This is a genomic window from Nocardia sp. NPDC050799 (assembly GCF_040654015.1).
In the GTDB taxonomy this organism is placed as follows: Bacteria; Actinomycetota; Actinomycetes; order Mycobacteriales; family Mycobacteriaceae; genus Nocardia.
In genome coordinates, this window is the sequence record NZ_JBFAHF010000017.1 from 136,813 (window position 1) to 162,330 (window position 25,518).

At 66.3% G+C, this 25,518-nt stretch carries 23 protein-coding genes and 4 pseudogenes; 14 read left to right on the forward strand and 13 right to left on the reverse strand.

Going from position 1 to position 25,518, the window contains the following annotated elements; translation table 11 throughout:
* Positions 1 to 257 precede the first annotated feature (257 nt).
* From AB0H42_RS19345 to AB0H42_RS19365, 5 genes are all read left to right on the forward strand, one after another.
* Positions 258 to 908, forward strand: a complete 651-nt coding sequence (locus AB0H42_RS19345; RefSeq protein ID WP_357057521.1) for a DUF4158 domain-containing protein — start codon at positions 258 to 260, stop codon at positions 906 to 908.
* A gap of 179 nt (positions 909 to 1,087) precedes the next feature.
* Positions 1,088 to 2,242 carry a Tn3 family transposase gene (locus tag AB0H42_RS19350; RefSeq protein ID WP_357057523.1) on the forward strand — a complete coding sequence of 385 codons (1,155 nt, stop codon included), beginning with the start codon at positions 1,088 to 1,090 and terminating at the stop codon, positions 2,240 to 2,242.
* Between the two features lie 79 nt (positions 2,243 to 2,321).
* The gene (locus AB0H42_RS19355) at positions 2,322 to 2,972 is read left to right on the forward strand and encodes a TetR-like C-terminal domain-containing protein (protein WP_357057524.1); all 651 of its coding nucleotides are present in this window, start codon (positions 2,322 to 2,324) and stop codon (positions 2,970 to 2,972) included.
* A gap of 204 nt (positions 2,973 to 3,176) precedes the next feature.
* Entirely contained in the window at positions 3,177 to 4,016 is an 840-nt protein-coding gene (locus AB0H42_RS19360) for an NmrA/HSCARG family protein (protein WP_357057574.1), read from the forward strand.
* 19 nt (positions 4,017 to 4,035) lie between these two features.
* A complete protein-coding gene (locus tag AB0H42_RS19365) occupies positions 4,036 to 4,287 on the forward strand; it encodes a hypothetical protein (RefSeq protein WP_357057576.1) in 252 nt (83 codons plus the stop codon).
* A 308-nt stretch (positions 4,288 to 4,595) separates the two neighbouring features.
* On the opposite strand, the gene AB0H42_RS19370 is transcribed toward AB0H42_RS19365, so the two are convergent.
* Both AB0H42_RS19370 and AB0H42_RS19375 read right to left on the reverse strand, forming a co-directional pair.
* A complete protein-coding gene (locus AB0H42_RS19370; protein WP_357057526.1) occupies positions 4,596 to 5,066 on the reverse strand; it encodes a hypothetical protein in 471 nt (156 codons plus the stop codon).
* Positions 5,067 to 5,257: 191 nt separating this feature from the next.
* Positions 5,258 to 5,977, reverse strand: a complete 720-nt coding sequence (locus tag AB0H42_RS19375; protein ID WP_357057528.1) for an alpha/beta hydrolase — start codon at positions 5,975 to 5,977, stop codon at positions 5,258 to 5,260.
* Positions 5,978 to 6,061: 84 nt separating this feature from the next.
* On the opposite strand from AB0H42_RS19375, the gene AB0H42_RS19380 reads away from it, so the two are divergent.
* The 3 genes from AB0H42_RS19380 to AB0H42_RS19390 all read left to right on the forward strand — a co-directional run bounded on the left by AB0H42_RS19380 (position 6,062) and on the right by AB0H42_RS19390 (position 7,945).
* Entirely contained in the window at positions 6,062 to 6,706 is a 645-nt protein-coding gene (locus AB0H42_RS19380; protein ID WP_357057530.1) for a TetR family transcriptional regulator, read from the forward strand.
* A gap of 187 nt (positions 6,707 to 6,893) precedes the next feature.
* Positions 6,894 to 7,049 (forward strand): hypothetical protein, encoded by a 156-nt coding sequence (locus AB0H42_RS19385; RefSeq protein ID WP_357057532.1) that lies wholly within the window; start codon positions 6,894 to 6,896, stop codon positions 7,047 to 7,049.
* 32 nt (positions 7,050 to 7,081) lie between these two features.
* Entirely contained in the window at positions 7,082 to 7,945 is an 864-nt protein-coding gene (locus tag AB0H42_RS19390) for a Tn3 family transposase (RefSeq protein ID WP_357057534.1), read from the forward strand.
* A 381-nt stretch (positions 7,946 to 8,326) separates the two neighbouring features.
* On the opposite strand, the pseudogene AB0H42_RS19395 reads toward AB0H42_RS19390, so the two are convergent.
* From AB0H42_RS19395 to AB0H42_RS19405, 3 genes and pseudogenes are all read right to left on the reverse strand, one after another.
* Positions 8,327 to 8,821, reverse strand: a pseudogene (locus AB0H42_RS19395) (S1 RNA-binding domain-containing protein); the annotation flags it as partial.
* Positions 8,822 to 9,981: 1,160 nt separating this feature from the next.
* On the reverse strand, positions 9,982 to 10,752 hold the full coding sequence (locus AB0H42_RS19400) for a glucose 1-dehydrogenase (protein WP_357057536.1): 771 nt from the start codon (positions 10,750 to 10,752) through the stop codon (positions 9,982 to 9,984).
* A 78-nt stretch (positions 10,753 to 10,830) separates the two neighbouring features.
* Positions 10,831 to 11,670, reverse strand: a complete 840-nt coding sequence (locus AB0H42_RS19405; protein WP_357057538.1) for an alpha/beta hydrolase — start codon at positions 11,668 to 11,670, stop codon at positions 10,831 to 10,833.
* Between the two features lie 122 nt (positions 11,671 to 11,792).
* Between AB0H42_RS19405 and AB0H42_RS19410 the strand changes: the two genes are divergently transcribed.
* Positions 11,793 to 12,584 carry an SDR family NAD(P)-dependent oxidoreductase gene (locus AB0H42_RS19410; protein ID WP_357057540.1) on the forward strand — a complete coding sequence of 264 codons (792 nt, stop codon included), beginning with the start codon at positions 11,793 to 11,795 and terminating at the stop codon, positions 12,582 to 12,584.
* Between the two features lie 69 nt (positions 12,585 to 12,653).
* Here the strand turns inward: AB0H42_RS19410 and AB0H42_RS19415 are convergent, their stop codons facing one another.
* Both AB0H42_RS19415 and AB0H42_RS19420 read right to left on the reverse strand, forming a co-directional pair.
* A complete protein-coding gene (locus AB0H42_RS19415) occupies positions 12,654 to 13,013 on the reverse strand; it encodes a hypothetical protein (protein WP_357057542.1) in 360 nt (119 codons plus the stop codon).
* A gap of 609 nt (positions 13,014 to 13,622) precedes the next feature.
* Entirely contained in the window at positions 13,623 to 13,997 is a 375-nt protein-coding gene (locus AB0H42_RS19420) for a helix-turn-helix domain-containing protein (RefSeq protein WP_357057544.1), read from the reverse strand.
* A gap of 89 nt (positions 13,998 to 14,086) precedes the next feature.
* On the opposite strand from AB0H42_RS19420, the gene AB0H42_RS19425 reads away from it, so the two are divergent.
* Positions 14,087 to 14,905, forward strand: a complete 819-nt coding sequence (locus AB0H42_RS19425) for an NAD(P)H-binding protein (RefSeq protein ID WP_357057546.1) — start codon at positions 14,087 to 14,089, stop codon at positions 14,903 to 14,905.
* Positions 14,906 to 15,015: 110 nt separating this feature from the next.
* Here the strand turns inward: AB0H42_RS19425 and AB0H42_RS19430 are convergent, their stop codons facing one another.
* Both AB0H42_RS19430 and AB0H42_RS19435 read right to left on the reverse strand, forming a co-directional pair.
* Complete coding sequence (locus tag AB0H42_RS19430) at positions 15,016 to 15,486, reverse strand: MarR family transcriptional regulator (protein ID WP_357057548.1); 471 nt, start codon at positions 15,484 to 15,486, stop codon at positions 15,016 to 15,018.
* Between the two features lie 168 nt (positions 15,487 to 15,654).
* A pseudogene (locus AB0H42_RS19435) lies at positions 15,655 to 15,969 on the reverse strand (integrase core domain-containing protein); the annotation flags it as partial.
* A gap of 71 nt (positions 15,970 to 16,040) precedes the next feature.
* Here AB0H42_RS19435 and AB0H42_RS19440 point away from each other — a divergent pair.
* Positions 16,041 to 17,417: pseudogene (locus AB0H42_RS19440) on the forward strand (IS30 family transposase).
* A gap of 7 nt (positions 17,418 to 17,424) precedes the next feature.
* Here AB0H42_RS19440 and AB0H42_RS19445 read toward each other — a convergent pair.
* Positions 17,425 to 18,208: pseudogene (locus AB0H42_RS19445) on the reverse strand (DDE-type integrase/transposase/recombinase); the annotation flags it as partial.
* A gap of 369 nt (positions 18,209 to 18,577) precedes the next feature.
* Between AB0H42_RS19445 and AB0H42_RS19450 the strand changes: the two are divergent.
* The 3 genes from AB0H42_RS19450 to AB0H42_RS19460 all read left to right on the forward strand — a co-directional run bounded on the left by AB0H42_RS19450 (position 18,578) and on the right by AB0H42_RS19460 (position 21,672).
* The gene (locus tag AB0H42_RS19450; RefSeq protein ID WP_357057550.1) at positions 18,578 to 19,021 is read left to right on the forward strand and encodes a hypothetical protein; all 444 of its coding nucleotides are present in this window, start codon (positions 18,578 to 18,580) and stop codon (positions 19,019 to 19,021) included.
* 98 nt (positions 19,022 to 19,119) lie between these two features.
* Positions 19,120 to 20,889: a tetratricopeptide repeat protein gene (locus tag AB0H42_RS19455; RefSeq protein ID WP_357057552.1), complete on the forward strand. Its 1,770-nt coding sequence runs from the start codon at positions 19,120 to 19,122 to the stop codon at positions 20,887 to 20,889.
* Between the two features lie 528 nt (positions 20,890 to 21,417).
* The gene (locus tag AB0H42_RS19460) at positions 21,418 to 21,672 is read left to right on the forward strand and encodes a hypothetical protein (protein WP_357057554.1); all 255 of its coding nucleotides are present in this window, start codon (positions 21,418 to 21,420) and stop codon (positions 21,670 to 21,672) included.
* A 611-nt stretch (positions 21,673 to 22,283) separates the two neighbouring features.
* Here AB0H42_RS19460 and AB0H42_RS19465 read toward each other — a convergent pair.
* The 3 genes from AB0H42_RS19465 to AB0H42_RS19475 form a co-directional block, all read right to left on the reverse strand.
* On the reverse strand, positions 22,284 to 22,916 hold the full coding sequence (locus AB0H42_RS19465) for a recombinase family protein (RefSeq protein ID WP_357057556.1): 633 nt from the start codon (positions 22,914 to 22,916) through the stop codon (positions 22,284 to 22,286).
* 234 nt (positions 22,917 to 23,150) lie between these two features.
* Positions 23,151 to 24,002 carry a hypothetical protein gene (locus tag AB0H42_RS19470; RefSeq protein ID WP_357057558.1) on the reverse strand — a complete coding sequence of 284 codons (852 nt, stop codon included), beginning with the start codon at positions 24,000 to 24,002 and terminating at the stop codon, positions 23,151 to 23,153.
* Positions 24,003 to 24,331: 329 nt separating this feature from the next.
* Positions 24,332 to 25,030 (reverse strand): hypothetical protein, encoded by a 699-nt coding sequence (locus AB0H42_RS19475; RefSeq protein WP_357057560.1) that lies wholly within the window; start codon positions 25,028 to 25,030, stop codon positions 24,332 to 24,334.
* Positions 25,031 to 25,518: the final 488 nt, after the last annotated feature.

The window sequence follows — 25,518 nt, forward strand, 5'->3', positions numbered from 1 at the left end:
GCCGGGCGATCACCCGGTAACCGGAGCCGGCCTGGACGGGGTCCGGTGAACTGGCCAGTTCACCGGACCCCGTACTCGTATGTAGATCCCGGCCCGAAGCAGCCAAAAGCGGAGCAGCAGTTATCCCGTCGGCGACGCCGTCCACAAAAAGCAGTGGGCGAGCGGGAAGTACTTCTAGGCCCAGGAATCCTGAAGCTATCATGAGCCGCAAAGCAGGACGCGCGAGTAACCGTTGATCCGCTTTACGGTTTCGTTTCGTGCAGTTGGAGTGGTCGCCCGAGGATCTGATCGGGTCGTGGACGCTGATCGGCAAGAACGACTGGCGGTTGGTGGGCAACAAGTCGGGAGCTACCAGGCTCGGGTTCGTGCTATTGCTGAAGTTCTTCGAGATCGAGGCGAGGTTCCCTCGTGCGGCGGCGGAGGTGCCGCCTGCGGTGGTGAGTTACGTCGCCGAGCAGGTGAAGGTCGATCCGGCGCTGTTCGCCTCGTATCGGTGGTCGGGCCGGACGATCGAGTATCACCGTGCCCAGGTTCGTGCTGCTTTCGGGTTCCGGGAATTCGCTGTCAGCGACGAGGACCAGCTGATCGGCTGGTTGGCTGAGGGGATGTGCCCGGTCGAGTTGCGTGAGGACCGGCTGCGCGAGGCTGTGCTGGTGCGGTGTCGGGCCGAGAAGTTGGAGCCGCCGACACCCTGCCGGATCGATCGACTGGTGGGTTCGGCGCGATCGACGTTCGATCAGCGATTCTGCGCCCGCACGATGTCGCGTCTGAGTGCGGCGTCGGTCCAGGCTCTCAACGAGCTGGTCACCGAGACCGCGGCTGGATGCGCGCCGTGTCGATCACGATCTGATCGGTGGGGCGTGGTCTCGGCTGGTGTACCCGGACAGGCGGCCGGCCGAGACGGTTGATCGTGCCGCGTACACGTTCTGTGTGCTGGAGCAGTTCCACCGTCATCTGAAGCACCGCAACATCTTCCTGGAGTCTTCCTCGAAGTGGCGTGATCCTCGGGCGCACCTGCTGACCCGAGTGAGCTGGGAGACGCGCCGCCGGGCTCAACGCGCTGGGCCTGCCGGGCGAACCCGCGGCGATGCTCGCCGGGCACGCCGAGGCGTTGGATGCCGCGTACCGGGAGGTCGCGGTCCAGCTCGATGGCGATACCCCGGCCACGGTCGACGACGACGGCAGGCTGCACGCGGCCGCGCTGGTCGCGGTTCCGGATCCGCCGAGTTTGACCGATCTGCGGCGGCGGGTGGAGGCGATGTTGCCGCGGATCGATCTGCCGGAGCTGGTGTTGGAGGTGATGTCGTGGCATCCGGGATTCACCGAAGCGTTCACTCACGCTTCCGGCAATCCGGCGCGGGTCGCCGATCTGGGGTTGTCGGTGGCGGCGGTGTTGTGTGCGCACGCGATGAATGTCGGGTTCGGCCTGGTGACGAGCCCTGGTGTGGAGGGGTTGACCCGGGACCGGTTGCACCATGTCGACCAGTCCTATATCCGGTTCGACACTCTCGCCGCCGCGAACGTCGCCCTGGTCGAAGCGCAGGCCCCCGGACCCACATCGGCATCGACGGGCATTACAGCTTCCATCTGCCCGATCTCGGCGGGACACACCGGCCGCTGCGCGATCCCGACGCCCCGGACGAGCCGTGAGTGGTGTTCTCCGGGAGGGTGTTCAGCCTTGGGCGACCACTCGGGTCGGGGTGAGCCGCAGGACGACGCGGTCCTCGCGCGGGGCGGGGAAGGTGTCGGGATCCTGGCCGTAATGACGCACGACCCGGTCGAACCCTGGCGCGGGTTCGCCGGCTACGTCCACGCGGTCTGCGCGATGCAGGCCGCCGACCGTGGTTTCGCTGACGTGCTCACGATGATCTTTCCCGCCGCCAAACCTCTGGAAGCCCGCCGCGCCCAGGCCTACAACGGCCTACTCGAACTCATCAGCCGCGCCCAGGCCAGCGGACATCTGCGCCCCGAGTTCTCCGATCGGGACATGGTGATCCTGCTGATGGCCAACGCCGGCGTCATCGCCGCCCCCGACACCTGGCAACGCCTCGTCGGCTACATGCTGCAATCCTTCGCCACACCGGGCACCGAACTGTCCCCGCTGCCCCGCCACCGGAACCACGGGCTCTCTACCGGGCGATGGTCCGTCTTACCCGTCCCTACCTGGGGTTCCGGTAGTAACCGCGCGAAAAACAACGAATATGGCGAAGGTGCAGGAGGCGGGTCCGGTAGCAATTGCTGAACATGGCCCGCGTCGCGACTTCCCACCGAAGGGCCGGCCCGATGCCAGCCGGGCAGGGGAAGTGGATGCAGTCGGACGTATGACCAGGTCGACCCGTCCCGCCGGCCGTCAGCGTCCCAGTGGCGCCTTCGGGCCTGTGCGTGACCAGGCGCGGAATGCTCGCATCATCGGGGCGGTCTTGGATTCGATCGTCGAGGGCGGGTACGCCGATCTCACGATGGCCGCGGTGGCCGCGCGTGCGGGGGTGGCCAAGGCGACGGTCTACCGTCGCTGGGCTTCGCGCGAGTATTTGGTCGCCGATGCTTTGGAGAGCATCATGCTCCCCGCGGTCCCGGCCGGGGTGACGGACGTCGGGACGCTGCGTGAGGATCTCATCGCCACGCTGATCCTCAGTTCGGCGTGCCTGCAACCCCGGGAGCGGCGCTTTTCGGCGGTGCTGGACGCGGCCACCGCCTCGGACCCGCAGATCGCCGACACCCTGCGGGAGCGCTACATCGCCGTGCAGCGCGAGGCAATCGTGTCCTGCCTGCACCGCGCTCGCCAGCGCGGCGAGATCACCGCGGAGCGGGTCGAGGGGCTGCTGGCGCCGGGCCGGCTGGAGATCGCCGCGGCCGTCGGGGTGCTGGTGCTGCAGGAGGACCTGACCGGTGCCGTGCTCGACATCGAGGGCATAGCCCGCTTGGTGGATCAGGTGCTGCTGCCCCTCGTCGGGGGCACCCCCACCGTCTGAGGCCCTTCGGGTCTGTTTCTCGATTCCGCACCCCGTCTGCTCGCCCGGCTGCCGGTGGGCCTGCGTCGACGCATGCCCAGCAACTAGATACCACCGAGACTCGATACTGTACCGTCTTTAGTCGAGGGCGTTCATGCCTGCAGGCCGATCACTCGTAACCAACGGAAAGCAGGACGTGCTGTGACATCGAACGACAAAGCGAAAGTGCTGGTTACTGGGGCAACGGGGATGCAGGGCGGCGCCGCCGTCCGAGCGCTTCTCCGTGCGGGGCACCCCGTGACCGCGTTCGTCCGCAACCCCTCCTCCGCGCCCGCCCAGGCGCTCGCCGGGCAGGGTGTTGCCCTGGCGACCGGAGACATGGACGACCTCGCATCCCTGGAGGCTGCCGGCGCCGGACACGACGCGGTCTTCTCCATGCAGATGCCGGGCGTCGACCCGGTCGATACCGGCGCCGAGCAGCGCCAGGCCCGCAACATCGCCACCGCAGCCCAGCGCGTCGGCCTCACGCAGATCATCCACACGTCGGTGTCCGCGACCGGATGGCGCAGTCAGCACCCGGACATCAAGGACTTCTCCCCTGCGACGATGGCGTACTGGGACGAGAAGGAGGCCGCGGAGGAAGCGATCCGGCAGGCGGGCCTGGAGCACTGGACCATTTTCAAGCCCGCCTTCTACATGGAGAACTTCCTGTCGCCCAGGCGGGACTTCATGTTCCCCGAGCTGTCTCAGGGCAAGCTGATCACCGCGACGAGCCCGCAGACCGTGCTGGCGCTCATCAACGCGGACGACTTCGGAGCCGCGGTCGCCGCCGCCGTGGCCGAGCCCGAAAAGTTCCACGAGGCCGAGATCGAGTTCGCGAGCGACGCGCTGACGCACCCCGAGATCGCTGCCGTCCTCTCCAAGGCCGCCGGCCGTGAGATCACCGCCGTCTCCATCTCCGGGAGAAGCAGGAGCAGCGCAACGGTGTCATGGTGGACAGTCAGGTCTGGAACGACCTCGTCGGCTACCCGGCACGCCCCCACCACGCCGCCGCCTACGGCCTGACCACGACAACCCTCGAGCAGTGGGCCGCGCGGCAGGACTGGTGATCTCGTCCTCGGTGAGCATCGAAATCGGCCTGCGCAGGACCGCCGGCTTGTCGACCTCGGCGCGCACCGCCGCCGCTGACGCCTCCACCGGCCCGGTCGACAGCCACCTCAACCGAGAGACCCCCAGCGAGGCATCGGTGACCGAGCTCCTCGTCTGCGAACCCCGCGTCGCACGAACTCTCACCCCCCAGCGCACCGATCAACATCATCGGCAAGCCAAACGTTGACCAGTCCGACCCGCACGCCGAACGTGGAACGGCCTACCGGCTGGGCATTACGCCATATCCGTTGTTTTTCGCGCGGTTACTACCGGGACCCCTACCCGCCCGGCGCCGAAAACCGGCCGCGGTACCCGGCGTGACCGGCACCCGGGATCAGCGGCTTGATAGCGGCGCAACCCCTCGTCGGACACCCGCGCGTACTTGGCGAGGCCCGGATCTGCGGCAACAGCCGTGCAGTACCGGTCTGCCATGCGATGACCTCGCATGCCCCGCCTTTCCTGGTCACCACTGCACACCGGTTACCTGTGTCGAGATCAGGAACATCCAGCATAAGCACTTCCTCGGCGCGGGCGGAGGATTCGTAGAGCAGATGCCACAGGAAGGGGCGCATCCGATCCCAGGATCTGCGCGACCCGATCCCGGCTCAACGCCTTGCTGTTGTCCGGCGGCGCGGGCCCGTCCCGCAACCGCACCAACGGATCCCCGACCAGCCAGCCCTGCTCACGCCAGTACCCGAACGCCGAACCCAGCGCGGTCAACCGGATGTTGATCGTCTTGGCCGACTTCGCGCCCCACACGTAGGTGAACCAGCCACTGACCCGATCCGGTTCCGAACCCAGCACCGCACCATCGGTATCGGCGCCGAAATCGGCCACCAGGCGATCCAGCGCCGCCGCGTACGTGGCGCGGGTATTGGACACCGTGATGGTCGCCAGATAGGACTGCACCGCATCGGCCAGACGCACACCCGTCACCGGCCGCGGCAGCATCCGAACCCGACCCATCACGCCTCCCAGCCCACTACGGCACGTAGTTTCGAGAGTCACCCGGCGCGAGAGGTGCTTTGGCCCAGTTCAGCCTGAAGTTATCGCGCATAGAACGCAGCTATCTGCGGTAACTCCTTAGCGTCGCTTTTCTCGTGAACATCACCAGCGCCACGAATCCGGCTGCGAGATCGACCGCAGCGTCGGCGCGGTCAACTGGTGGCCACAGCCAGCAGGATGTCGGCGACCGCTTCGGGTTCGGTGATCATGAGGTCGTGGCCGGTGTCGATATCCCACAACCGTCCCGCCTGCCGGGCGGCGGCGACCAGCTCGGGGTCGCGGGTGGCCAGGGTGGAGGTGCACACGATGTGGTATTGCGGCAGCGCGTACACCGCATCGGGGTCGCGCAGGTCGAGTGGATCCTCGAAGGACCGCCACGGATGCCCGGTCAGCCGGGTGGCCATCCATGCCAGATCCGCCGGATCGGTGACCCCGAAGAACATGCCCGCCTCCGGGCCGGGCAGCAGAACGAGTTCGGTGCCGGCGACGGTTTCGCCGAAGGTGCGGGCCGCCTCGATGATGGGTCCGGCGATATCGCGCAGGGATTGACCATGCAGGGGGTTGGCCGCGTCCAGGTACACTAGGCGCGCGATCCGGTCGATGGCCCGGTCGGCGGCCCCGGTGATGACCATGCCGCCGTAGCTGTGACCGACCAGGACCACGTCGTGCAGGTCCTCGTAGTGCAGCAGCGAAGCGACGTCCTGAACGTGGGTGTCGAGCCCGATCTCCGCCAACGGCAGGTGGGATCGCTCGGCCAGCCCGGACAAGGTCGGGGCGTAGACCTCATGGCCCGCCTCGCGGAGCAGTCGCGTCACCTTCCGGTAACACCAGCCACCGTGCCCACCGCCGTGGACCAGTACATATGTAGCCATCTCACTCCTGAAACATCGTTCTCTCAAGGAGAGAACACACGATAAGTAATCCGATTACTCGGATAATCCGATTACCGTAAAGGCGTGAACGTGGGCGCGGGGCACGAATCAGAAACATCGCGGCGGATCCTGACCGTCGTCGCCGACTCGCTCGAACGCGCCGGCTACGACGGCGTCTACCTCCAGGACGTGGCCCGCGCCGCGCGGGTGTCGCTGTCCACGATCTACAAGATGTTCGGCACCCGAGACCAATTGATCATCGCCGCACTCGAGCAGTGGATGGCCCGCACCAGCTACACCGACCTCGCCGCGAGTGATCCGGACGAAACCCTGGGCGACGGGCTGATGCGACTGTTCCGCCGGGTCTTCGAGCCGTGGGAACGCAGCCCGAAAATGCTGGAGGCCTACCACAAGGCACGCACCGGCCCCGGCGGTGACCGCCTCGAAACACAGGGTATCGCCGCGCTGCTGCCCGCGGCCGGCGCGGTCCTGGCCGGTGCCGACCCCGGCTACCTCGACGACATCGGCCGCGTCCTGACCGGGCTCAGCTACGGGCTCATCAGCCGCTACGCCGCCGGCGCCATCCAGATCACCGACATCCTCCCCACCCTGGAACGAGCCGTGCACCGAATCACCACCGACAACCGGACCGCCGCCGAGCACGCCCACCTCCGTCGCGCACACACACCGAACCCCGCTGGCACCCTGCCCGACCCCGCCAACTGGTAAGAACCCCGGACACGGCGAAAGCGCGTTACGCGGTCACTGCTGTCGTCGACACAGGTGGCAACCAGATCGTTCACCAGCCACAAGACCGGGACACCAGCAATTCCAGCAGTATTCAGTCCGTCCGCTTAGCCTGACTTTTCTCCTGGATGCTCCTCAACCCCCGTTCATCACCGATCTGCGCGCACGGATGACGGCCGGGCTGGAAGGGTTGGACAGGGGCCTGATCGAGGGGAGTACCGGCGGAGTGCGGATCACCAAGCGCCGTGGCGAGCCGTGGATCTCGGTGCCGAAGCTGGACAAACTGGTCGACCCGGAGAACCTGACCGCGATCAAGGACAGGTAGCCCGTCGCCGGGGCACGATCGACCTGCTCGACGTGTTGAAGGAAGCCGACTTCCTGACCGACTTCTCCATGGAGTTCGTGTCGGTGGCCTCGCGTGAGTGGATGGACCGCGACACGCTGCGGCGGCGGTTGCTGCTGTTCGCGTTGGGCACCAACATGGGCATCAAGGCGATCGCGAATACCGGCGAGCACGCAGAGACCGAAGCCACGTTGCGGCATGCGCGGCGGCACTTCGTAACCCGCGACAACATGCGCCGGGCGATCGTCAAGCTGGTCAACGCGACGTTCGCCGACCGGGATCCGCAGTGGTGGGGCCAGGAGACGGCGTGCGCGAGTGATTCGAAGAAGTTCGGGTCGTGGGAGTCGAACTTCATGACCGAGTATCACCAGCGCTACGGCGGGGCCGGGATGGTGATCTACTGGCACGTCGAGCGCAACCGGGTCTGCATCTATTCGCAGCTGAAGTCGTGTTCGTCGGCGGAGGTGGCGTCGATGATCGAGGGCCTGCTGCGGCACTGCACCGATGCCGAGATCGAATCCAACTATGTCGATACCCATGGCGCGAACATCGTCGGGTTCGCGTTCACCGAGCTGCTGGGGTTTCGGCTGTTGCCCAGGTTGAAGAACATCGGCAGCATCCGGCTGTACCGGCCCGACGACAACGCCGCCTACGGGAATCTCGGGCCGGTGCTGAGCCGCCCGATCCGCTGGGAACTGATCGCCCAGCAGTACGACCAGATGGTCAAGTACGCGACCGCGCTGCGGCTGGGCACCGCCGAGTCGGAGTCGATCCTGCGCCGGTTCGCCCGCGGCGGCCTGAAACACCCACCTACCAGGCCCTCGAAGAACTCGGCCGCGCGGTGCGCAACCCCTACGGGCGGTTCCTGCTGGACATGAACCGTCGCCTCGACCTAGCCAGGCAGGCCGCATAGCAGCGGGTTTCAGCGTTTGCGGGTAGTCCCAGACGCGGCCGGTCTGCCTGTACTGCTCGACGGGGATCGGTTCGATGCCGGATCTCATCCGGGCCCGGCAAGACTCGCGCGGTGTACGAGCTGCAACTTAAGTAGGCGCGCTGCGGCATCCGGTGCGCCGCCTGCACGGTGTGACCCGGGCAGATGAGCCCGGCAGGGGTCTACTGCCAGCCCTGCGCGTCGAGCCAGTCCCGCACCGGGCCCGGCGCTTGGCCTGCGTTCGTGTATTCGCGGGTAGAGGCTCTTCCGCCGTGTTGGTGGCCTGGCAGTAGAAGTCGAGGTTGCTTTCTCGTCAGCTGGCTGCAACGGCCTGTTTGCGTGACAGGGTGATTCGGCGGCGTTTCGGGTCGATGTCGATGACCTTCACGTAGAGATCGTCGCCGACCTGGACGACGTCTTCGGGCTTGTCCACGTGTCCTGCGGCCAGTTCGGAGTTGTGCACCAGCCCTTCGAAGCCATCTCGGCGGTCCTCGATACGGACGAACGCGCCGAACGACACGAGCTTGATGACGCGGCCGCGGACGATCTGGCCGACCTGCTGCACGATCTGCGGCATCGGATCCTCTTGCAGTGCCTTGAGCGACAGGGCCACACGTTCGCGCACCATATCGACGTCGAGGACCTGTGCGGTGATCTCCTGGCCGACGGTGAGGATCGCGGAGGGGTGGTCGACAGGCCGCCAGGGCAGTTCCGGAATGTTGATCATCGCGGTGAAGCCGCCGATGTCGACGAACACCCCGAAGTTGGCGATCTTGCTGACGGTGCCGTTGCAGATCTGACCTCGGTGCAGGGTCTTCAAGAACGCCCAGTCGTGGTCGCTTGGGGTCGGTTCGGTCCTCCATCGGGCCCGCAGGACACCGTCGATGTCGGGTAGAACGGCGGTGAACAGGGGGTGGCGTTCGTCGACGTATAGGGCAAGCACAGTTGCGGTCCGTGCGCCGGTGATCTGCGCTGCGAGTTCGGTGAACTGGGTCTCGTCGGCAATGGTGCTGGTGATCTGTCCGTGTTCGTCCTCCCGGACGAGTTCGATCAGGCCTTCATCGGGGAGAGTTGCAAGGATCTCGTCGACGTCGGTGGACAGATCCGGCCAGACGGTGAGTTGAGCACGAGGGGTGAGTTCGGCGCGGACTGCGTCGACCGTGTCGCTGGTGAGGCCGTGGTCGAGGTAGATCCGGTCTTCGGCGACTCCGAGGCCACACAGCGTATGTCGCTGGGCAGTCAGGTCCTGCTCGTCGGTGGAGCAGCGAGCGTAGCCGATGAGGGTTGCGGTAACACGGGAAGCGTACGGTAGACCTTCCCTCAGCGGACAGATCAGCGGACACCCTAAATGAGACGGCATCTCGCCTGGTCGGCACATCAAGGCAAAGGTTCTCCCGTGTGTCCGTTGAAGGTTCGGCTAACGGACAGACATCCAGCCGCTGAAATCGATCCGCCAGGACATGCCCCCCTGGGGGGGCAGCCTCGGGAGTCCTGGGCCGTTACCCGCGCGTCCTACTTTGCGGCTTGTGACAGCTTCAGGAGTTCTGGGCCTTCTACGACGGCACGGCGGCCCGGTGGGCCGTCCTCGCCTACCTCATGGATATCGTCTCGGACATCACCGGCCCGGTGTACATATCTAGTTTGCGGTTCCCCGCGGCAATCAGCCTTGGGCCGAGTAGGCGGTCGGCCACCTGCAACCGGTCCGCCCCGATCGACGCCGCTTCGGACAGCCGTTCCAGGGCGCGACCGGGGTAGCCATGCCGATCGCGGCGATCACGCCACGTAGTGGCAGTTGCCGATCCATTCGTCAACTGCTTACGAATGGCGGATTCCAGAATTGGCAAACGAAAAAACTCACAGTTTCTAATTTGATAATCGTGGCGTGTCGCGACGCGGGTTGTGGGTCAGTCGATGTGAGTCGACCGACGTAAGGGCGCGGCCGGTCCCGGTGCGAGAAGGCCGAAGCGGAGCGGCGGAGAGGATTCAGACCATGACCGCGGGCACTGCGGTGATCAGACCGCCGTCCACCAGCAGATCCTGGCCGTTGATATAGGACGCCTCGTCCGACGCCAGAAAGGCGACCGCGGCGGCGATATCCGCCGGGGAACCCAACCGTGCCGCGGCCACCGACGAGATCGCGGCGGCCTGCGCCTCCGCCGAGACCTCGGCCCGATACGAAGGCGTGTCGATATAGCCCGGGCTGATCGAATTGACCCGGATCCGGCGCGGGGCCAGTTCGGCGGCCAACGTCTGCGCCAGATTCCGGACAGCCGCCTTGGTCGCCGAATACAGTGCCGCCGCCGGGACACCGCGGTGCACCGCCCACGACGAGTTCACCACGATCGCACCATGATCGGGGACCAACGGCAGCGCCTTCTGAACAGTGAAGAAAACACCCTTGAAGTTCGTGGCGACCACACGGTCGAAGTAGTCCTCGGTGATATCGGGCGCCGGACGGAACGCGGCGGTCCCCGCGTTCGCGAACACGACATCGAGCCGGCCGAAGCGGGAACCCGCCGTATCCACGAGCGCGTCGAGGTCGGCCGGATCCGCGACATCGCCCTGCACGGTGACCAGTCGGTCACCGGCGTCCAGTTCCGCCGCGGCGGCGTCGAGGCCCGCCCGGGCCCGGCCGGTGATGATCACCCGCGCGCCCTCGTCGAGCAGTCGGCGCGCGGTCGCCAGACCCATACCGCTGCTACCGCCGGTGACGAGCGCGGTCCTACCATCGAAACGAAAACGAGCACTGGACATCAAAGGACCCTTCCCACGGAGCGAATGGTTCAATGAACATCGAACCAGGTGGGAATGTTCCGGCGCACGCCGCGCCGCTCACGACCCCGCTACGCGAGCCAGCACATGCCGGGTCAGCGCATCCGGCGCCTCCTCGGGAACCCAGTGCCCGACCCCCTCCAGCACCACCAGCCGATACGGACCGGTCACGTACTCGGCGGTCCGGTCCACGCCGGCCCGCGCCACCGCCAGATCCGCATCACTCCACACGAACGTCGTCGGCACCCGGACCGGCGGAACCGACTCCCACGAATCCCCGGCCGCCCGATACCAGTTCAATGCCGCGGTCATCGCACCCGGCTCCCGCAACCGGGCGATATGCCGGTCCGCCAGATCCGCGGGCACCGCGTCACCGAACCCGATCCGCAACCCGGCGCAGTCATCGGCCAGCAACAGTTCCTCGGGCGTGTCCGGCTGCCGGAGGAAATCCAGGTACCCCGACTTCTCCGCCTGCACCGGATCGTGCTCCCGCGCCCACGCGAACGCCGCCGGATGCGGAACCGACACCGCCGTCAACGAAGCGACCCGATCGGGGTGACGAGCAGCCACATCCCACGCCACGATCGCACCCCAGTCGTGACCCACCAGATGGGGGCGTGCCAACCCCAGCGCGTCGCAGATGCCCAGCACATCCGCACGCAGTTCCGGGAGGCCATAGGCATGCACCTCCGCGGGTCGTGCGCCCGGTGAATAACCGCGCTGCTCCACGGCGTACGAACCCACGCCCCGGCGCGCCAGCCGCTCCGACACCGGCCCCCACGATGCCGCGCTCTGCGGGAAACCGTGCAGCAGGAGAACATCCGTGGCCGCGCCCGGCCGCACCCACACCTCGAAATCCAGCTCGCCGACGGGCACCGTGCGTAGTTCAGCCGTGCTCATCGCTGCATGCTAGCCAAAACCCACCCCGGCTGCTAGACACCTGTATGGATGATTGTCCGCGGAGCGGTGTCGGATACCGGCCCCGCGGGACCCGGCACCCGACAGCGACGGAGGAAACACCCATGAGCACAGAGCACGCCGTCGCGGTCGTCATCGGCGGCGCCTCCGGAATCGGCTGGGCCACCGCACAACTGCTGACCGAACGCGGCGACACCGTCGTCATCGCCGACCTCGACGGCGACGCGGCCACCACCCGCGCCACCGAACTCGGCGGCCGGGCCGGCGCCCAGCAGGTACAGGTCACCGACGAGAACAGCATGCGCACCCTCTTCGACACCGTCACCGCACAACACGGCCCCCTCGACACCATCGTCGACTGCGCCGGGATATCCCGGCCCGGCACCCTCGCCGACCTCTCCCTCGACGACTGGAAAGCCACCGTCGACGTCTGCCTCACCGGAGCTTTCCTGACCGTCCGCGAAGCCGCCCACACTCTGCGCGACAACGGATCAGTGGTACTCGTGGCCTCCCTCAACGGCCGCCGACCCGGAGTCGGGATGGGCGCCTACTGCTCCGCCAAAGCCGGCGTACTCATGCTCACCGAAGTCGCCGCCATGGAACTCGCGCCGCGCGGCATCCGCGTCAACGCCGTCAACCCCGGATTCGTGCACACCCCGCTCACTCAGGGCGCCACCCTCGTCCCCGGACTCGTCGAAGAGTACATCGACAACACCCCACTCGGACGCGCCGGAACACCCGGCGATATCGCCCAGACGATCGGGTTCCTCACCTCCGCCGCCGCAGGCTGGATGACCGGCGCGGCCATCGACCTCAACGGCGGCGCCCACACCAAAAGCTATCCGGACATCGTCGCGCGCATCGCGGATATGGCAGGCGGCAACAACGCACCGTGACAGGCGGTGGCTCGGCCCACCGCCTGCATCAGCGACTCCGGAGCACCGTGCAGCCGAGTTCCGCGAGCTCTACCGCACCCGCCGCGGCGGAACTCCCGCCCGCCCGCACCCGCGTCCGGGCCCGCTGATACCCGCACTACGCCGCCTTGACAGCGCCTCGACGGCCCGCCCCGCGTGCAGCAACACCACCGCATCGAACACCCCCAGCTCCAGCTCGCTCGCCGGCACCCCCGCCAGCGACTCCACCCGCTGCCTGCTCGTCGAGGCGGAAGCGAGCGTGTCACCGGCCCACAGCTGCGCCGCCGCGAGCGCGTCCAGCGCCGCGCTCCGCACCAGTCGGTCCCCGGTCCGCGACGCCAGCTCGACCGCACGCTCGGCCGGGCCCAGTGCCGGGGCCCACCCGCGCCCGTATCGGCCGGCACTCCGCACTCGGCCAACCGCCGTGACGTCTCCACCGGCCAGCTCACGTGCCTCTGCGACAACAAGAGCGCGGCGGCGTCTGTCGGCGGCAACTCGGCGAACGTATCCGACATCCGGTAGTGGCCGACCGACTTGCGCTGACGGGACTCACTCCGGCCGACGAGAGCCGGATCCGGCGAACTGCTCGCCAAATCGGTCGGCTGAACTATCCGCGGCCTGCTGTCCCATCATGGCGGCGGGCCATGGACGAGGTGACGGCCCCACCCGAGCGTTGCGCTCGGGTGGGCCCCCTCTTCCCCTTGTTAGTTCTGGGTCGTTTTACGTGGTTCGTGATGAATAGAACTTATATGTTTAGATGCGCATATCTACGTATCCTTCTTTAATTGCTACGAGATGTGCTGCGGGGGTTGGGCTGTGCCGATAGCTCCGCACTCCGGTGGTCAGACCTGCATGGTCGGGAGACACGTCAGGGCACCGACGCGGTTACGCGGCGCTGCTCCCCTACCCCGCCACCTCCCGTGCCCGCTCCGAGCGAGATCCCCGCGGTCGAGAAAGTAGCAGTGCCCCAGTCCCGATACGAAGTGGACCTTTCAGGTAGTCATCCGGCCGGGCCCGGACCTAGACGCTCTTCCGGGCGTCGTACACCCGTCGCGCTTCCTCGACCTTGTCCAGGTTGACCGACCACTCGGCCAGGGTCGCGAACAGTGGCGCCAAGCTCCGGCCCAGTTCGCTGATCTCGTATTCGACCCGCGGTGGGACCCCTGGATAGTAGGTGCGCACGACGAGGCCGTCCCGTTCGAGCTGACGCAGCCGCTGGGTCATCACTTTCGGTGTGATGGTGATGATCCGCCGCTCAAGTTCCACGAATCGTTGCCGGCCGAATTCGTTGAGCGTCCAGAGAATCGGCGTGGTCCACCGGCTGAACACGATATCCACAACGGGGGCTATCGGGCAGGCGAGTTCAGGATCCACCTCGCGTGTGGTCTCGATCACAATCCCCTCACTTTCCCCTAGGTACCTACTAGCAACAGGAAAGTACCGTCGGATCGTCCGAAAGGCCAGTCGAGAACGGGAGTTACGAGATGATCGTGGTTACAGGAGCAACAGGAAATGTCGGCCGGCCCCTGGTGGAGGCCTTGGCCGGAACCGGGGAACAGGTCACCGCCGTCTCACGGAAGAAAGCGGAGGTACCGGCCGGAGTCCACTTCCGGCAGGCCGATCTGATCACCCCCGAGAGTATCGAGGACACGTTGCGTGGCGCGGACTCGCTGTTCCTGCTCACCGCAGCGGATTTCCTGGCCGCCGGCGATATCGACGCCGTCGTCGAGGTGGTACGCCGGGCCGGGGTCCGGCGGCTGGTGCTACTGTCGTCGCAAGGGGTCGGTACCCAGCGTCACTCCCCGCATCTGGAGCATGCCATCCGGCAGTCGGGCCTGGAGTGGACCGTGTTGCGACCGGGGAACTTCGACTCCAATGCGCTGCAGTGGGCACACAGCGTCCATGCCCGCCGGGAAGTGGCCGCCCCCTTCGGCGATATCGGCCTTCCGGCCGTCGATCCGGCCGATATCGCCGCGGTCGCCGCCCTCGCCCTGCGTGAACCGGGACACGGGGGAAACACCTATACGCTCACGGGGCCCGTGGGGATCACACCCCGACAGCAGGCCGGAGTGATCGCGAACCTACTGGGCGAACCGGTGCGGTTCACCGAACTGAGCCGGGCCGAGGCGCGCGACCGGATGGCGGAGTACATGCCCGAGCCGGTGGTCGAAGCGACGCTCGGCGTACTCGGCACGCCCACGGAAGCCGAACAGCGGGTCAGCCCTGATATCGAGCAACTGCTGGGACGGCCACCGCGCGCCTTCGCCGACTGGGCGGAGCGCAATATCGAGGCGTTCAGGTAATACCGTACGAAGCGATGCGACGGGGAAGACGAGCGCACGGTCGCGGAGCCGCCGCGACCGTGCACTTCTCGGAGTCGAGCCCAGGTGTCAGCGCTCACCCCCCAGCTGGGTCAGCCGGGTGAGGGCGGGCAAGGCGGCGGCAAGTGCCCGGCGCCCAGCTCGGAGATCATCGGCGCCAGGTACCGGACCCGGTCGTCATGGCGGGTCCGCCGCACCTGTCGGCCGGCATCGGTGAGATGCACGATCACGGCCCGTCCATCGCCGGGGTCACGGCGGCGCAGCGCCAGCCCGTCGCGCTCCAGGCGCGCGATGAGTTGAGTGATGCCCGGTTGGGTCAGCTGCTCGGTCCGGGTCAGATCGGTCAGCCGCGCCGGGCCGCTGCGCGCCAGGGTGTCGAGCACCGACAGCGTGGTGAAGGGCAGCTTCTCCCGCACCGGGATACGGATGTAGACGCGGTTGAAGTCCTCGATCGCCGCCGCGAAGGCGTCCACGTCGAGAGCGTCGATATCGTCCCGGACAGGCGGGGCGCGCTGATCGAGCTCCGAAACGAGTCGATGACCGCGGTCAACGCTGCGCGGCACCGCGCCCATATCGACGCGACCCGCACCGAGCTACGCCCGCAGTCGACGCAGCGGTCACGCCCGATGGCGTGGATGATCGCATTGCGCTGCTCAGCGGCAGACTTGACCTGCAGGAGCCACGGCCGGAAGCCGCTCGGATGAACCGCCCCGGGTTCGATGCGCACCAGGTTATCTGTCTCCAGCCGTTTGCTGGGGCAGGTTGGCATAGTAGTCGGCTTCGTACTCGGCCGGCGGTATGCGGCCGAGGCGGTGCATGAGCCGGGAGGTGTTGTACCAGTCGACCCAGTTCGCGGTGAGCAGTTCGACATCGGCAAGCCGGGTCAGCGCACCGCACCGGAACGGGGAGTCGTCGCGGATCGCTTCGGTCTTGTAGAGACCGATCGTGGTCTCGGCCAGGGCATTATCGTAGGCGTCGCCGACCGACCCGATCGATGGGCGTAAACCCGAAAGAATCAGTGCCTCACCAAGTTTCACTGAAGTGTATTACTCAGGTTCAACCGGTGGACGCAACACCCGAGGTTATGGAGGGTGTTGTGGGAAGGCCGTCGGATTGGATGCGGGAGGTCACCGGCCGAGCGCCGATGCGGTCACCGGGGGCTCCCGGGCTTCCGCGGTCGGTGGAGCGACTGTTCTGGGGCAAGATCGCCGAAGGCCTGCTGCCAGCGGAAGCTGGTGTCGCAGTGAGGGTATCGCCTGTCAAGGGCAGTCGGTGGTTCCGCGATGCTGGCGGGGTGTCACCGTATTCGTGGAGCCGGCCCGGCGGCCGCTATCTGTCGTTCGCCGAGCGTGAGGAGATCGCGCTGCTGCGGGTGCAGGGCAAGGGCGTGCGGCAGATCGCGCAAGTCCTGGGCCGCAGCCCGTCGACCATTTCCCGTGAGCTGCGGCGTAACGCCGCGACCCGCGGCGGCAAACTCGACTACCGCGCCTCGGTTGCCCAGTGGAAAGCCGAACTGTTCGCCAGACGCCCGAAAACGGCGAAGCTCGCCGAGAACAGGCAACTCCGGGACTACGTCCAGCAGCGCCTGGCGGGGCGGATCACCGATGTGAAGGGCAGGGTCGCCACCGGACCGCCGACGGGAACCTGGACCGGGCGCAACAAACCGCACCGCTCCGACAGGCAATGGGTCCAGGCATGGAGCCCGGAGCAAATCGCGCAGCGACTGAAGATCGACTTCCCCGACGACACGTCGATGCGGATCAGCCACGAGGCCATCTACCAGGCACTGTATATCGAAGGGCGCGGGGCTCTCGATCGGGAACTGATCCTGACTCTGCGCACCGGCCGGTCACTGCGCATGCCCCGGGCCCGCCCCAAGCGCGTCGCCTGGGCCCACATCACTGCCGACGTTCTGATCAGTAACCGGCCCGCCGAAGCCGAGGATCGCGCGAATCCGGGCCACTGGGAAGGCGACCTCATCATCGGCACCGACCGCTCGGCGATCGGCACCCTTGTCGACCGGTCCACCCGGTTCACAGTCCTTGTCCACTTGCCTCGCGAGGAAGGATGAGGAAAGACAGTGCCGGTAAAGAACGGTACCGCGCGCAGCGGTTACGGGGCGTCATCGATGAACAAAGCGCTATCGGCGGCGCTGCGGAAGATCCCCGAGCCGATGCTGAAGTCCCTGACCTGGGACCGGGGAAAGGAGTTGTCGGCCCATGCGGAGCTGGCATCGAAGACCGGTGTCCCGGTCTTCTTCGCCGACCCGCGCAGTCCTTGGCAGCGCGGAACCAACGAGAACACGAACGGCCTTCTGCGCCAATTCTTTCCCAAGGGCACCGACCTGTCACGGTGGACCGCGAAGGATCTTGCCGCCGTCGCCCATACCCTCAACACACGACCGCGGAAGGTTCTCGAATGGCGCACCCCCGCCGAAGCGATGGAACATCACCTACAATCGCTGCAACAGCAAAGTGTTGCGTCGACCAGTTGAATCCGCCTTGCGATCCGGCATCCGAATGATGAATCGTTTCCCCGTCCCACGGGCACCCTTGCCGGGACCGCAACCCCGCGGCTTGCCGTATCGCGGACTCGACGAAGGCGGTTTCCTTGCTCGTCGAGCACTCCCATCTCAGAATCCGCCCGGCGTAGGCGTCGATGACGAAAGCGGTATAGAGGAATGCCCCCGACACCAGCCGCACGTACGTGAAATCAGCCACGACCAGCACGTTCGGTGCCGGAACCCGGAACTGGCGATCCACCAGATCCGGTGCCCGCGACGCCGTCGGATCCGACACCGTGGTGCGGACCTTCTTACGTCGCACGACCCCACCCCAGCCGTTGTTCCGCATCAGCCGCTCCACAGTGCAGCGGGCCACTTCGATGGGGCGATCTTGACACCGTGTGCTCTCAGCACACGGCAGATCGGAACGACCCCGAACCGAGCGCGATGCTCGGCGATGAACTCGCAGATCGACGGTGTCGCGGGTCGCTCTCCCGCGCGAAGAAACTCGCTGCCGCCTTCAGGATCTCGATGGTCTGCTCGAGCTCGGCGTTCTTGCGTTTCAACTCGCGGATCTGCCGCGCCGACTCCGTGGTGACCCCGTCGGCCTCACCGGCGTCGACCGCGGCCTTACGCACCCATTTGCGCAGGGTCTCCGTAGTCATTCCCAACCGCGCGGAGACCGCTTTCATCGCGGCCCACTCACTGTCGTAGTCGTCACGGTGATCGACGACCAGCCGGACAGCCTTGGCCCTGGTCGCTTCGTCGTACTTCGCAGGCATGATTCGCCCATCCTTCCCAAGAAAGAAGGTGAGCACCAGACCCGGGGTGGTTCAACCTCCATGGCGAGGTTATGGAGTCCCGCGTGAAGGGTGGACACCTGTGCTTGGGCCTGAACCGGTCGGCGTCAGGTTCAGAGTTTGCTCTTGCGATGCTATACGCACGCAAATTCAGCAGTGATCGACATATGTCCAGGTGGGGTGTACCCCAGATAGACATCGCCGGTGGGTTGCCAACGGGGTGAGGGACGGTTCGAATGACGTTGCAGGATCGGGTTTTCCGCTACCTTGTGCCTTACACCGCCGGCGTCGAGCGAGGCGGGGTCGATGGAGAGGGGTGGCCGGGTGGGCCCGGAGGTTATGGCGGCGGCGATGGCTGCTGCGTCGGCGGTGTCGGCCGGTTTGGCGGCAGGGGTGAGTGAGACCGCGAAACTGGCGGTGGGCGATGCCTACCAGAAGGTGAAAGACATACTGGGGCGGCGGTATTCATCGGTGGATGTGGAGGTCGTCGAGGCCCGCCCCCAGGCTCCGGCACGTCAAGTGGTGCTGGCCGAGGAGTTGGAGGCGGCGGGCGCGGGCGCGGATGCGGAGTTGGCGGCCGCGGTGCAGGTGCTGCTGGATGTGATCGAGCGGCATTCGTCCGAAGCCGCAGAGCTGGTGGGCGTGCGGCTGGAGCGGGTGGAGGCCGGCCGGGTCGAGGTCCGCGGGATCCGCGCGGCCGGTGCCAGCGGTGTGATCGCGAAGGACGTGAAGGCTGCCGGGGACTTTTCGGTGACCGATGTGCAGGTGGTTTCGGAGCCGCCGGACCCTCGGTAGGCGCGGCGGCAACACCCGGGCCCGCCGCGCATGCCACGTTCTCAGCTCTCGGGGTCGAGGTCGGCGGCGATTTCACCACCCAGTTCACCACCCGGGTGGTGCAGCCTCCGCCGGAGGCGTTCCGGCCCCCGGCCGAGGTTGAGGCGCCGCCGGGAATCGACAATCTGGAAGCGTGGCCGGGTTGGTTCGTGGGCCGCGAGCCTGAGCTGGCCCGATTGGACGCCGCCCTGGCCGGAGAAGGGGTGCCGGTGGTGGTAGCGGCGGTGCACGGACTGGGCGGGGTCGGTAAATCCAGCCTCGCCGCCTACTGGGCTGGCACCCGCGACCATGGGTGCGCGCCGATGGTGTGGATCCACGCGGACTCCAAGCAGGGAGTGGATCGGGGGCTGGCGGGACTGGCGGCCCGGTTGCAGCCCGCACTGGCTGAGGTGCTGACCGTGCAGGATCTGGCCGAGCGGGGATTGCAGTGGCTGTCGACCCACACCGGGTGGCTGCTGATCTTGGACAACGTGGAAGATCCCGCCGATATCGCGCCGGTGCTGGCGCGGGCCCGGACCGGGAAAGTTTTGATCACCGGCCGGTTGTCGGTGCCGTGGCAGGCCGGCGCGGTGATCGTTTCACTGGATGTTCTGGCCGCCGACGAGGCGCAGCGGCTGCTGACCGGGTTGATCACCGCGGGCGGACCGCGGGATCTGGACGGGGTCGCGGAGTTGTGCGAGGCGCTGGGGTATCTGCCGCTGGCGGTCGAGCAGGCCGGGGCGTACCTGGCGCATCAGCGGTTCACTACCCCACGCGCCTACCTACGCCTGCTCACCGACCACCCCGCCCCCACCTTCGACCGGGCCGCAGCAGGTACCGACCCGCAGCGCACAATCGCCCGGGTCTGGCGGGTCACCCTGGACCGCATCGCGGAGCTTGAGCCCGCGGCGGGGGAACTGCTGCGCACCCTGGCCTGGTACGCACCCGACAACATCCCTCTCACCCTCTGCTGGGACCCGGCCGACCAGATCACCGTGGACGCCGCGCTCGGGGTACTGGCGGCCTACAACATGATCACCCCCGACCCCGGTGGTGCCGGGCTTTCGATCCACCGGCTCGTCCAAGCCGTAGCCCGCACACCCGACGCCGACGATCCGCACCGCGACCCAGAAGCGATCCAACAGGCCCGCGCCCGCGCCGCCGCAACCCTGCACGCCGGTCTGCCCGACATACAGAACCCGGCCACCTGGCCCGCCTGGCGAAACTTGCTGCCCCACATCGACGCTCTCACCAGCTACACCCCCACCAGCGGCAGCGAGTCCACCACAGCCACGATCGCGACAATCTGCAACAACACCGGGATATTCCTGAACGATCAGGGCCTGCACGCCAGCGCCCTGGACTACCTCCACCACGCCCGCACCGACTGCGAGCGAGTCCTCGGCGACGAGCACCCCGACACCCTGGCCTCCCGCAACAACCTCGCCCTCGCCCACCAGTCGGCGGGCCGGGTCGGGGAGGCGATCCCGCTGCTGGAGCGTACCCTCGCCGATCGTGAGCGGATCCTGGGTGAGGAGCACCCCAACACCCTGACCTCCCGCAACAACCTCGCCCTCGCCCACCGGACGGCGAACCGGGTCGGGGAGGCGATCCCGCTCTACGAGCGCACTCTCACCGACTGCGAGCGGATCCTGGGTGAGGAGCACCCCAACACCCTGACCTCCCGCAACAACCTCGCCGGCGCCTACCGGGCGGCGGGTCGGGTCGGGGAGGCGATCCCGCTCTACGAGCGCAACCTCACCGACGCCGAGCGGATCCTGGGCCCCGGCCACCCGACCACTGGTGTGGCCCGCTCCAATCTTGCCGTGGTGCGGGAGCGGGCGCGGTGAGTGTGTCTATTAGGGGTAGGCCCCAGCTAGACAGGTCTCGCGTCCGGCGTGGCCTCGCTGCTGGCCGCCGATAAGTGACCCTCACTGGCGGTTTCGCCACCTCGGTACCTGGGCAGACGCCACCTTGCCGCCGTGGTGATGTATGGCCTCTCCCTGGAGGGGCAGATGCGGCGGTTTGTCGGTTCGACGAGCCGCCGCTTATCCAAAGCTCGCATGAGGGCATGCGTTTCTGGCGGGTCCGTACGAAAAACCGACTCTGACCAGGTAAAGCACCTCGTTAGTCAACGATAATACGGGCGGAATGTTACGAAATTCGGTGCGGCGGGGAGCAAGGTAGCACCGTCTGAGCAGTGCTGCGACCAGCGAAGATGTGGTGTTTGACGGAAAGTTGTTTTCTTCGTAGGCTTTCCGTGGTGGCGCAATAGGTGTGTCCACATGTAGCTCCAGTCGTTCGGCTGGAGCTTTTTTCGTCTCTGCAGGCCCTCAGCGACTCGCTGGGGGCCTTTCGTCGTTTGGGAGGATTCTGTGATGGTCGATGTCGTGGCTGCTGTGGCCACGGACTGGGTGCTTTTCTGGCTCAAGCTGCCGGTGCTGCTGATGGTGGGTGGGTTTGTTGTCGTGGTGGTGATCGCGGCCCGCCGTGTCGCTCCGGATGACCTACCGGATCTCGTCCATGCGGTCACCGCCGCAGTTGTCGCTGTGATGAGCTTCCGCGGGCGTTGGACGCCGCCAGCCCCTCGCACACGTCGGCGTCGTAGTCGGAAGGGGGCCGGCGATGAGTAGCCGTAAGGGCAAGCGCCGGCCACGGCGACGAGACGGCCTCGGCGCTCACGTGACGAATCGGATCACGCGGAGCGGGAGAGAGCAACACATAGTCGACCTATCTGGGGATGTGCGCAGTTACGCCGAGGCGGTCCTTGACCTTCTGGCATCGGAGGCTGGTGTGCCTGTCGCGGGGCAGCAAAGGGGCGAAGATGTTATACGGCAGGTGCTGCAGACGCCGGAGTTCTACGAGTTGCTGACCGGCCTGCCGGTGCATGAACGCGGAGGTGCCTGTCTGGAATGCGGAGCCGCGTTCACGGTGGCACGACGGGGGCGGCCACGGAGGTACTGCAGCCGAGCTCACCGGCAGCGCGCGTACCGGCGCCGAGCGGGCCTGCAGGCGCCGGCGCGAGAGAACCTGAGCCGCCCCAAAAAAGCAGCAGTAAACCAGTGGGTGCAGGAGGTGATAGAACACCGTTACCCAGGACGTTTGGATGAAATAGAGCAAAAACGAGGAATTCGCCTGGCGGAGTTGGTACGCCGGGCGTTCGACCTTTGACACAGGAGAGGCGGCACTGATGCCTCGATCTATTGGATCCGGGCGTTCCCGTCCGTCGCAGCAGCGGCGGTGCTCAACTTGCCGTTAGTTCAGGAACGTACTTGTACAGCGTGGTCCGCGATACCCCCAGCAGCCGCGCGATCGAGGATACCGACTCATCCGGCCGGGTCAGCAGCGCGCGGGCCTGCCGGACCTGTTCCTCGCTCATCGCCGGTGGCCGGCCGAGGCGCTGCCCGCGGGCCCGGGCAGCGGCGAGGCCTTCGTGGGTGCCGTCGACGATGAGCTCGCGGATGAATTCGGCCAGCGCGGCGAAGACATGGAACACCAGGCGCCCGCCGGGGGTGGTGGTGTCGAGTGCTTCGTGCAGGGACCGGAAGCCGATCCCGCGGCGGCGTAGGTCGGCCACGATCGAGATCAGGTCCTGCAGGCTGCGGCCGAGCCGGTCCAGGGAGGCGACCACGAGGGTGTCGCCGGCGCGCATGTAGTCCAGGCACGCCGACAGCTGTTCGCGCTCGACGTCTTTGCCGGACTTCTTGTCGGCGAACACCTTCTTGCACCCGGCCGCCTTCAAGGCGCGGGTCTGCCGGTCCAGGTTCTGGTCTCGGGTGGAGACGCGGGCGTACCCGATCAGTGCTCCTCCCCCACCGACCGGGTCCAGGGCATCGCCGTCGAGGGAGAGTGGTTCGAGCGCACCGGTCTTCGTCACCCGGAAACAGTACAACAAAGGGTTACCCGATGTTATTGAACAATCTGACTTTGCGACATGTTTTTTGAACAGTCGCCGATTTCGATCGACCTCAGCGTTCCCGCGCCGGAGACCGTTTCGGCCGAGTTGTTCAAGAAACGATCATTTAATGAACATCTCTCTGAGGTGTGCGGGTTCCGTACTTCAGTCCCCGACAGTGCGAAGCGATAGTTATCAACCCACCACGCCCGGCCATTACTCGGCCGCAGCTTGATTCTGGACGTCGAAGGTTCGGAACAGCGGGAGCATTTCACCGTCCTGGTCATAGTTCGCCACAACTGCGGGACGCGGCACCGTTTCGCCCGGGAGCCCTACCGTGGCACTTTTGTCTGTCGGAGCAATCACCGTCCCCGAGAAAGACCCTGACTTGCCCAAGGTGGACGCGAACGACTCGGCAGCACCGCCGACGACGCCCGTGTCGCACGAGTCGAGGTACAACTCCGACCCGCCTGCTCCTGCGCCGAGCAGACCGCGTGACTCAGCGACCTTCGCGGCTGTCGAACCATCGACGATGAGCACCGATCGCTCGGCCCCAGCGCCGAGGTCGGCGTTCAGCAATATGCCTCGGCCATCGAAGACGCCGTGTGAACGAAGAATCTTCGGTTCCCCGGACCACGGCGGGGTGAACGGGCCGCGCATCCACGACTCCGCCATATCGGCCGGGTGCTCGAGCATCTCCACAACGCCGGACATGTCCAGGTTGGGGCTGGTAAACCTGGAGGTATCGACATCTCCCTGCGCGGCGGGCATCTCATATCCGAGGCGACTTCCGTCTGCCCGCTCCAACGGCTCCACCCACACGTCGTCAGGGGAAAATGAGGCCCATCGGTCATAGTCCTGCCCGAGCCTGCCGTACAACACGGTATCGGTCGTCTGGCTGACCGTCTTCTCCCCCTGCGCGCCGGCCTGTGCCAGGGAACCCGCCGCTCCCTTCGCTTCCCCGGCAACACTGACGACGTGTCCGCTGACGCCGGTGACCTCATCCCTCGTGACCTGCGTCAATCTCTCCACCGTCGTGCAGAACATCCCAGAAAGCGAAGACGGCACTCACCCAGTATATCTGGACGGCTCCTTCCTCTTGTGCGGCGTGGTCCGCGAAACCCTCGGCGGGCCGCCGAAGCCCCTGTCGCGAGGCGCATGAGCTCGGCTCGGGCGTTTCACCCCCGCAAACGCTCGGGCCCGAGCGACTGACTCCTGTTCATCAAAAAGCTTTTCTGGACACCCACAGGGCTCTGAATATCGTTGAACAGCGATTATTCGGCGCGAAGTGTCCAACAATACATCCTTTTACGACATTTGAACGTGAGCGCTGCCGGGCGCAGCGGTTCGGTCTGACCCATACGCGCCAGTCAGAACGGACGCTGCTCGGTACGCCGCTATTTCGGCAGCAGCGGGAACGGGAAGTCGGTCGCTCGGACTTCGACGACGGCAAGTGGCTGAAGTGGCGCGAATGCCCTTAGTTCAGGCGGGCGCGTTGTCAGAGGACCCGGGTACCCCTGGGGCAGCGGGAGCTCGACCTCGGAAAAATCGGATCGTCGCAGGATGTGGACATAGCCCACAGTGGCATCCAGGTCCACTTCGCCGGTATCGAGTCCTTTGACCCGGTAGACCATGCCGCCCTCGGTTCGAGGCTCGTATGCGATCTCGTGGTGCTTGAACATGCTCATGAACAGCGGGATGTCGAAGGTTTTGTCGGCACAGACCGCTGGGTCGCCGTCTGGGTACAGGCCACGTTTCCAGCTGGGCTGGCGCGGTTCGATCCTTGTCAAAAGTAACGGTGAACCGTGGAAAACGATCGAATCGCCGTAGCGTGCTGCGATCTGTTGCAGAACGTCGACGCCTTTGAGCATCAGCGGCCGATCGACTGTCGGTGCTGTTGCTGCGGCTCCGCTGTCGCCGAAGTCTCGCCGGATCCGTTCGGCCAACGCGAAATCGCCATCCTCGGCTGTCCGCGTGCGCAGCCCTACTTTTGCGGCCGTGTCTCGGTACTCCCTGTGCGTTGCGCGCGAGAACTGGCTGAGGGCGCCGCGCAGACGCGCGAGGGCGCGGTGGGCGACGAGCTTGGCGGAGGACATCTCGAAAGAGCACCTAGTGGGAGCGAGCCGGGAGATGAGTTTTCATCTGGCGTTGAACCTCTTGACATTCGCTCCTGAGCAGACCTTGCGCCTGCGATCATAGCCGCTGACACCCTGGGTGCCGTGCTTCGACTGGCGCGAAGCAGCCCTCTCCCCTGTGTTCGACACCTTCGTCGTGCTGACCGGCCCGGCAACACGGCCGGCAGAAAGAGGCGGCAAGGACCGGCCGCGCACGCGTTCACAAAACGGGTCATTATGGACGCGATGGCCTATGAAGCATCGTTGAGCAGCGATAATGTCGACTTCACTGTCCAACAAAACATCGAATTATGGACAACTCGTCTGAGGTGGGGTTCCGGTAGTAACCGCCCTACGGAACAGTCGATATCAGGAGGAGAGTGTCAGAATTTTTGTGGGCGGAACAGTGACCGTTCCGTTTAATTCCCAGTTATCCGCTCACCATAAAACAGCGCGAGCGTGTTGAGTAT

Excerpts from the sequence above, each read along its gene's own strand:
- AB0H42_RS19405 (WP_357057538.1), bottom strand. The coding sequence starts at position 11,670 with ATGAGCACGGCTGAACTACGCACGGTGCCCGTCGGCGAGCTGGATTTC.
- AB0H42_RS19400 (WP_357057536.1), bottom strand. The coding sequence starts at position 10,752 with ATGTCCAGTGCTCGTTTTCGTTTCGATGGTAGGACCGCGCTCGTCACC.
- AB0H42_RS19450 (WP_357057550.1), top strand. The coding sequence starts at position 18,578 with ATGGCTGCTGCGTCGGCGGTGTCGGCCGGTTTGGCGGCAGGGGTGAGT.
- AB0H42_RS19475 (WP_357057560.1), bottom strand. The coding sequence starts at position 25,030 with ATGTCCTCCGCCAAGCTCGTCGCCCACCGCGCCCTCGCGCGTCTGCGC.
- AB0H42_RS19375 (WP_357057528.1), bottom strand. The coding sequence starts at position 5,977 with ATGGCTACATATGTACTGGTCCACGGCGGTGGGCACGGTGGCTGGTGT.
- AB0H42_RS19460 (WP_357057554.1), top strand. The coding sequence starts at position 21,418 with ATGGTCGATGTCGTGGCTGCTGTGGCCACGGACTGGGTGCTTTTCTGG.
- AB0H42_RS19385 (WP_357057532.1), top strand. The coding sequence starts at position 6,894 with ATGACGGCCGGGCTGGAAGGGTTGGACAGGGGCCTGATCGAGGGGAGT.
- AB0H42_RS19370 (WP_357057526.1), bottom strand. The coding sequence starts at position 5,066 with ATGGGTCGGGTTCGGATGCTGCCGCGGCCGGTGACGGGTGTGCGTCTG.
- AB0H42_RS19410 (WP_357057540.1), top strand. The coding sequence starts at position 11,793 with ATGAGCACAGAGCACGCCGTCGCGGTCGTCATCGGCGGCGCCTCCGGA.
- AB0H42_RS19350 (WP_357057523.1), top strand. The coding sequence starts at position 1,088 with ATGCTCGCCGGGCACGCCGAGGCGTTGGATGCCGCGTACCGGGAGGTC.
- AB0H42_RS19355 (WP_357057524.1), top strand. The coding sequence starts at position 2,322 with ATGACCAGGTCGACCCGTCCCGCCGGCCGTCAGCGTCCCAGTGGCGCC.
- AB0H42_RS19425 (WP_357057546.1), top strand. The coding sequence starts at position 14,087 with ATGATCGTGGTTACAGGAGCAACAGGAAATGTCGGCCGGCCCCTGGTG.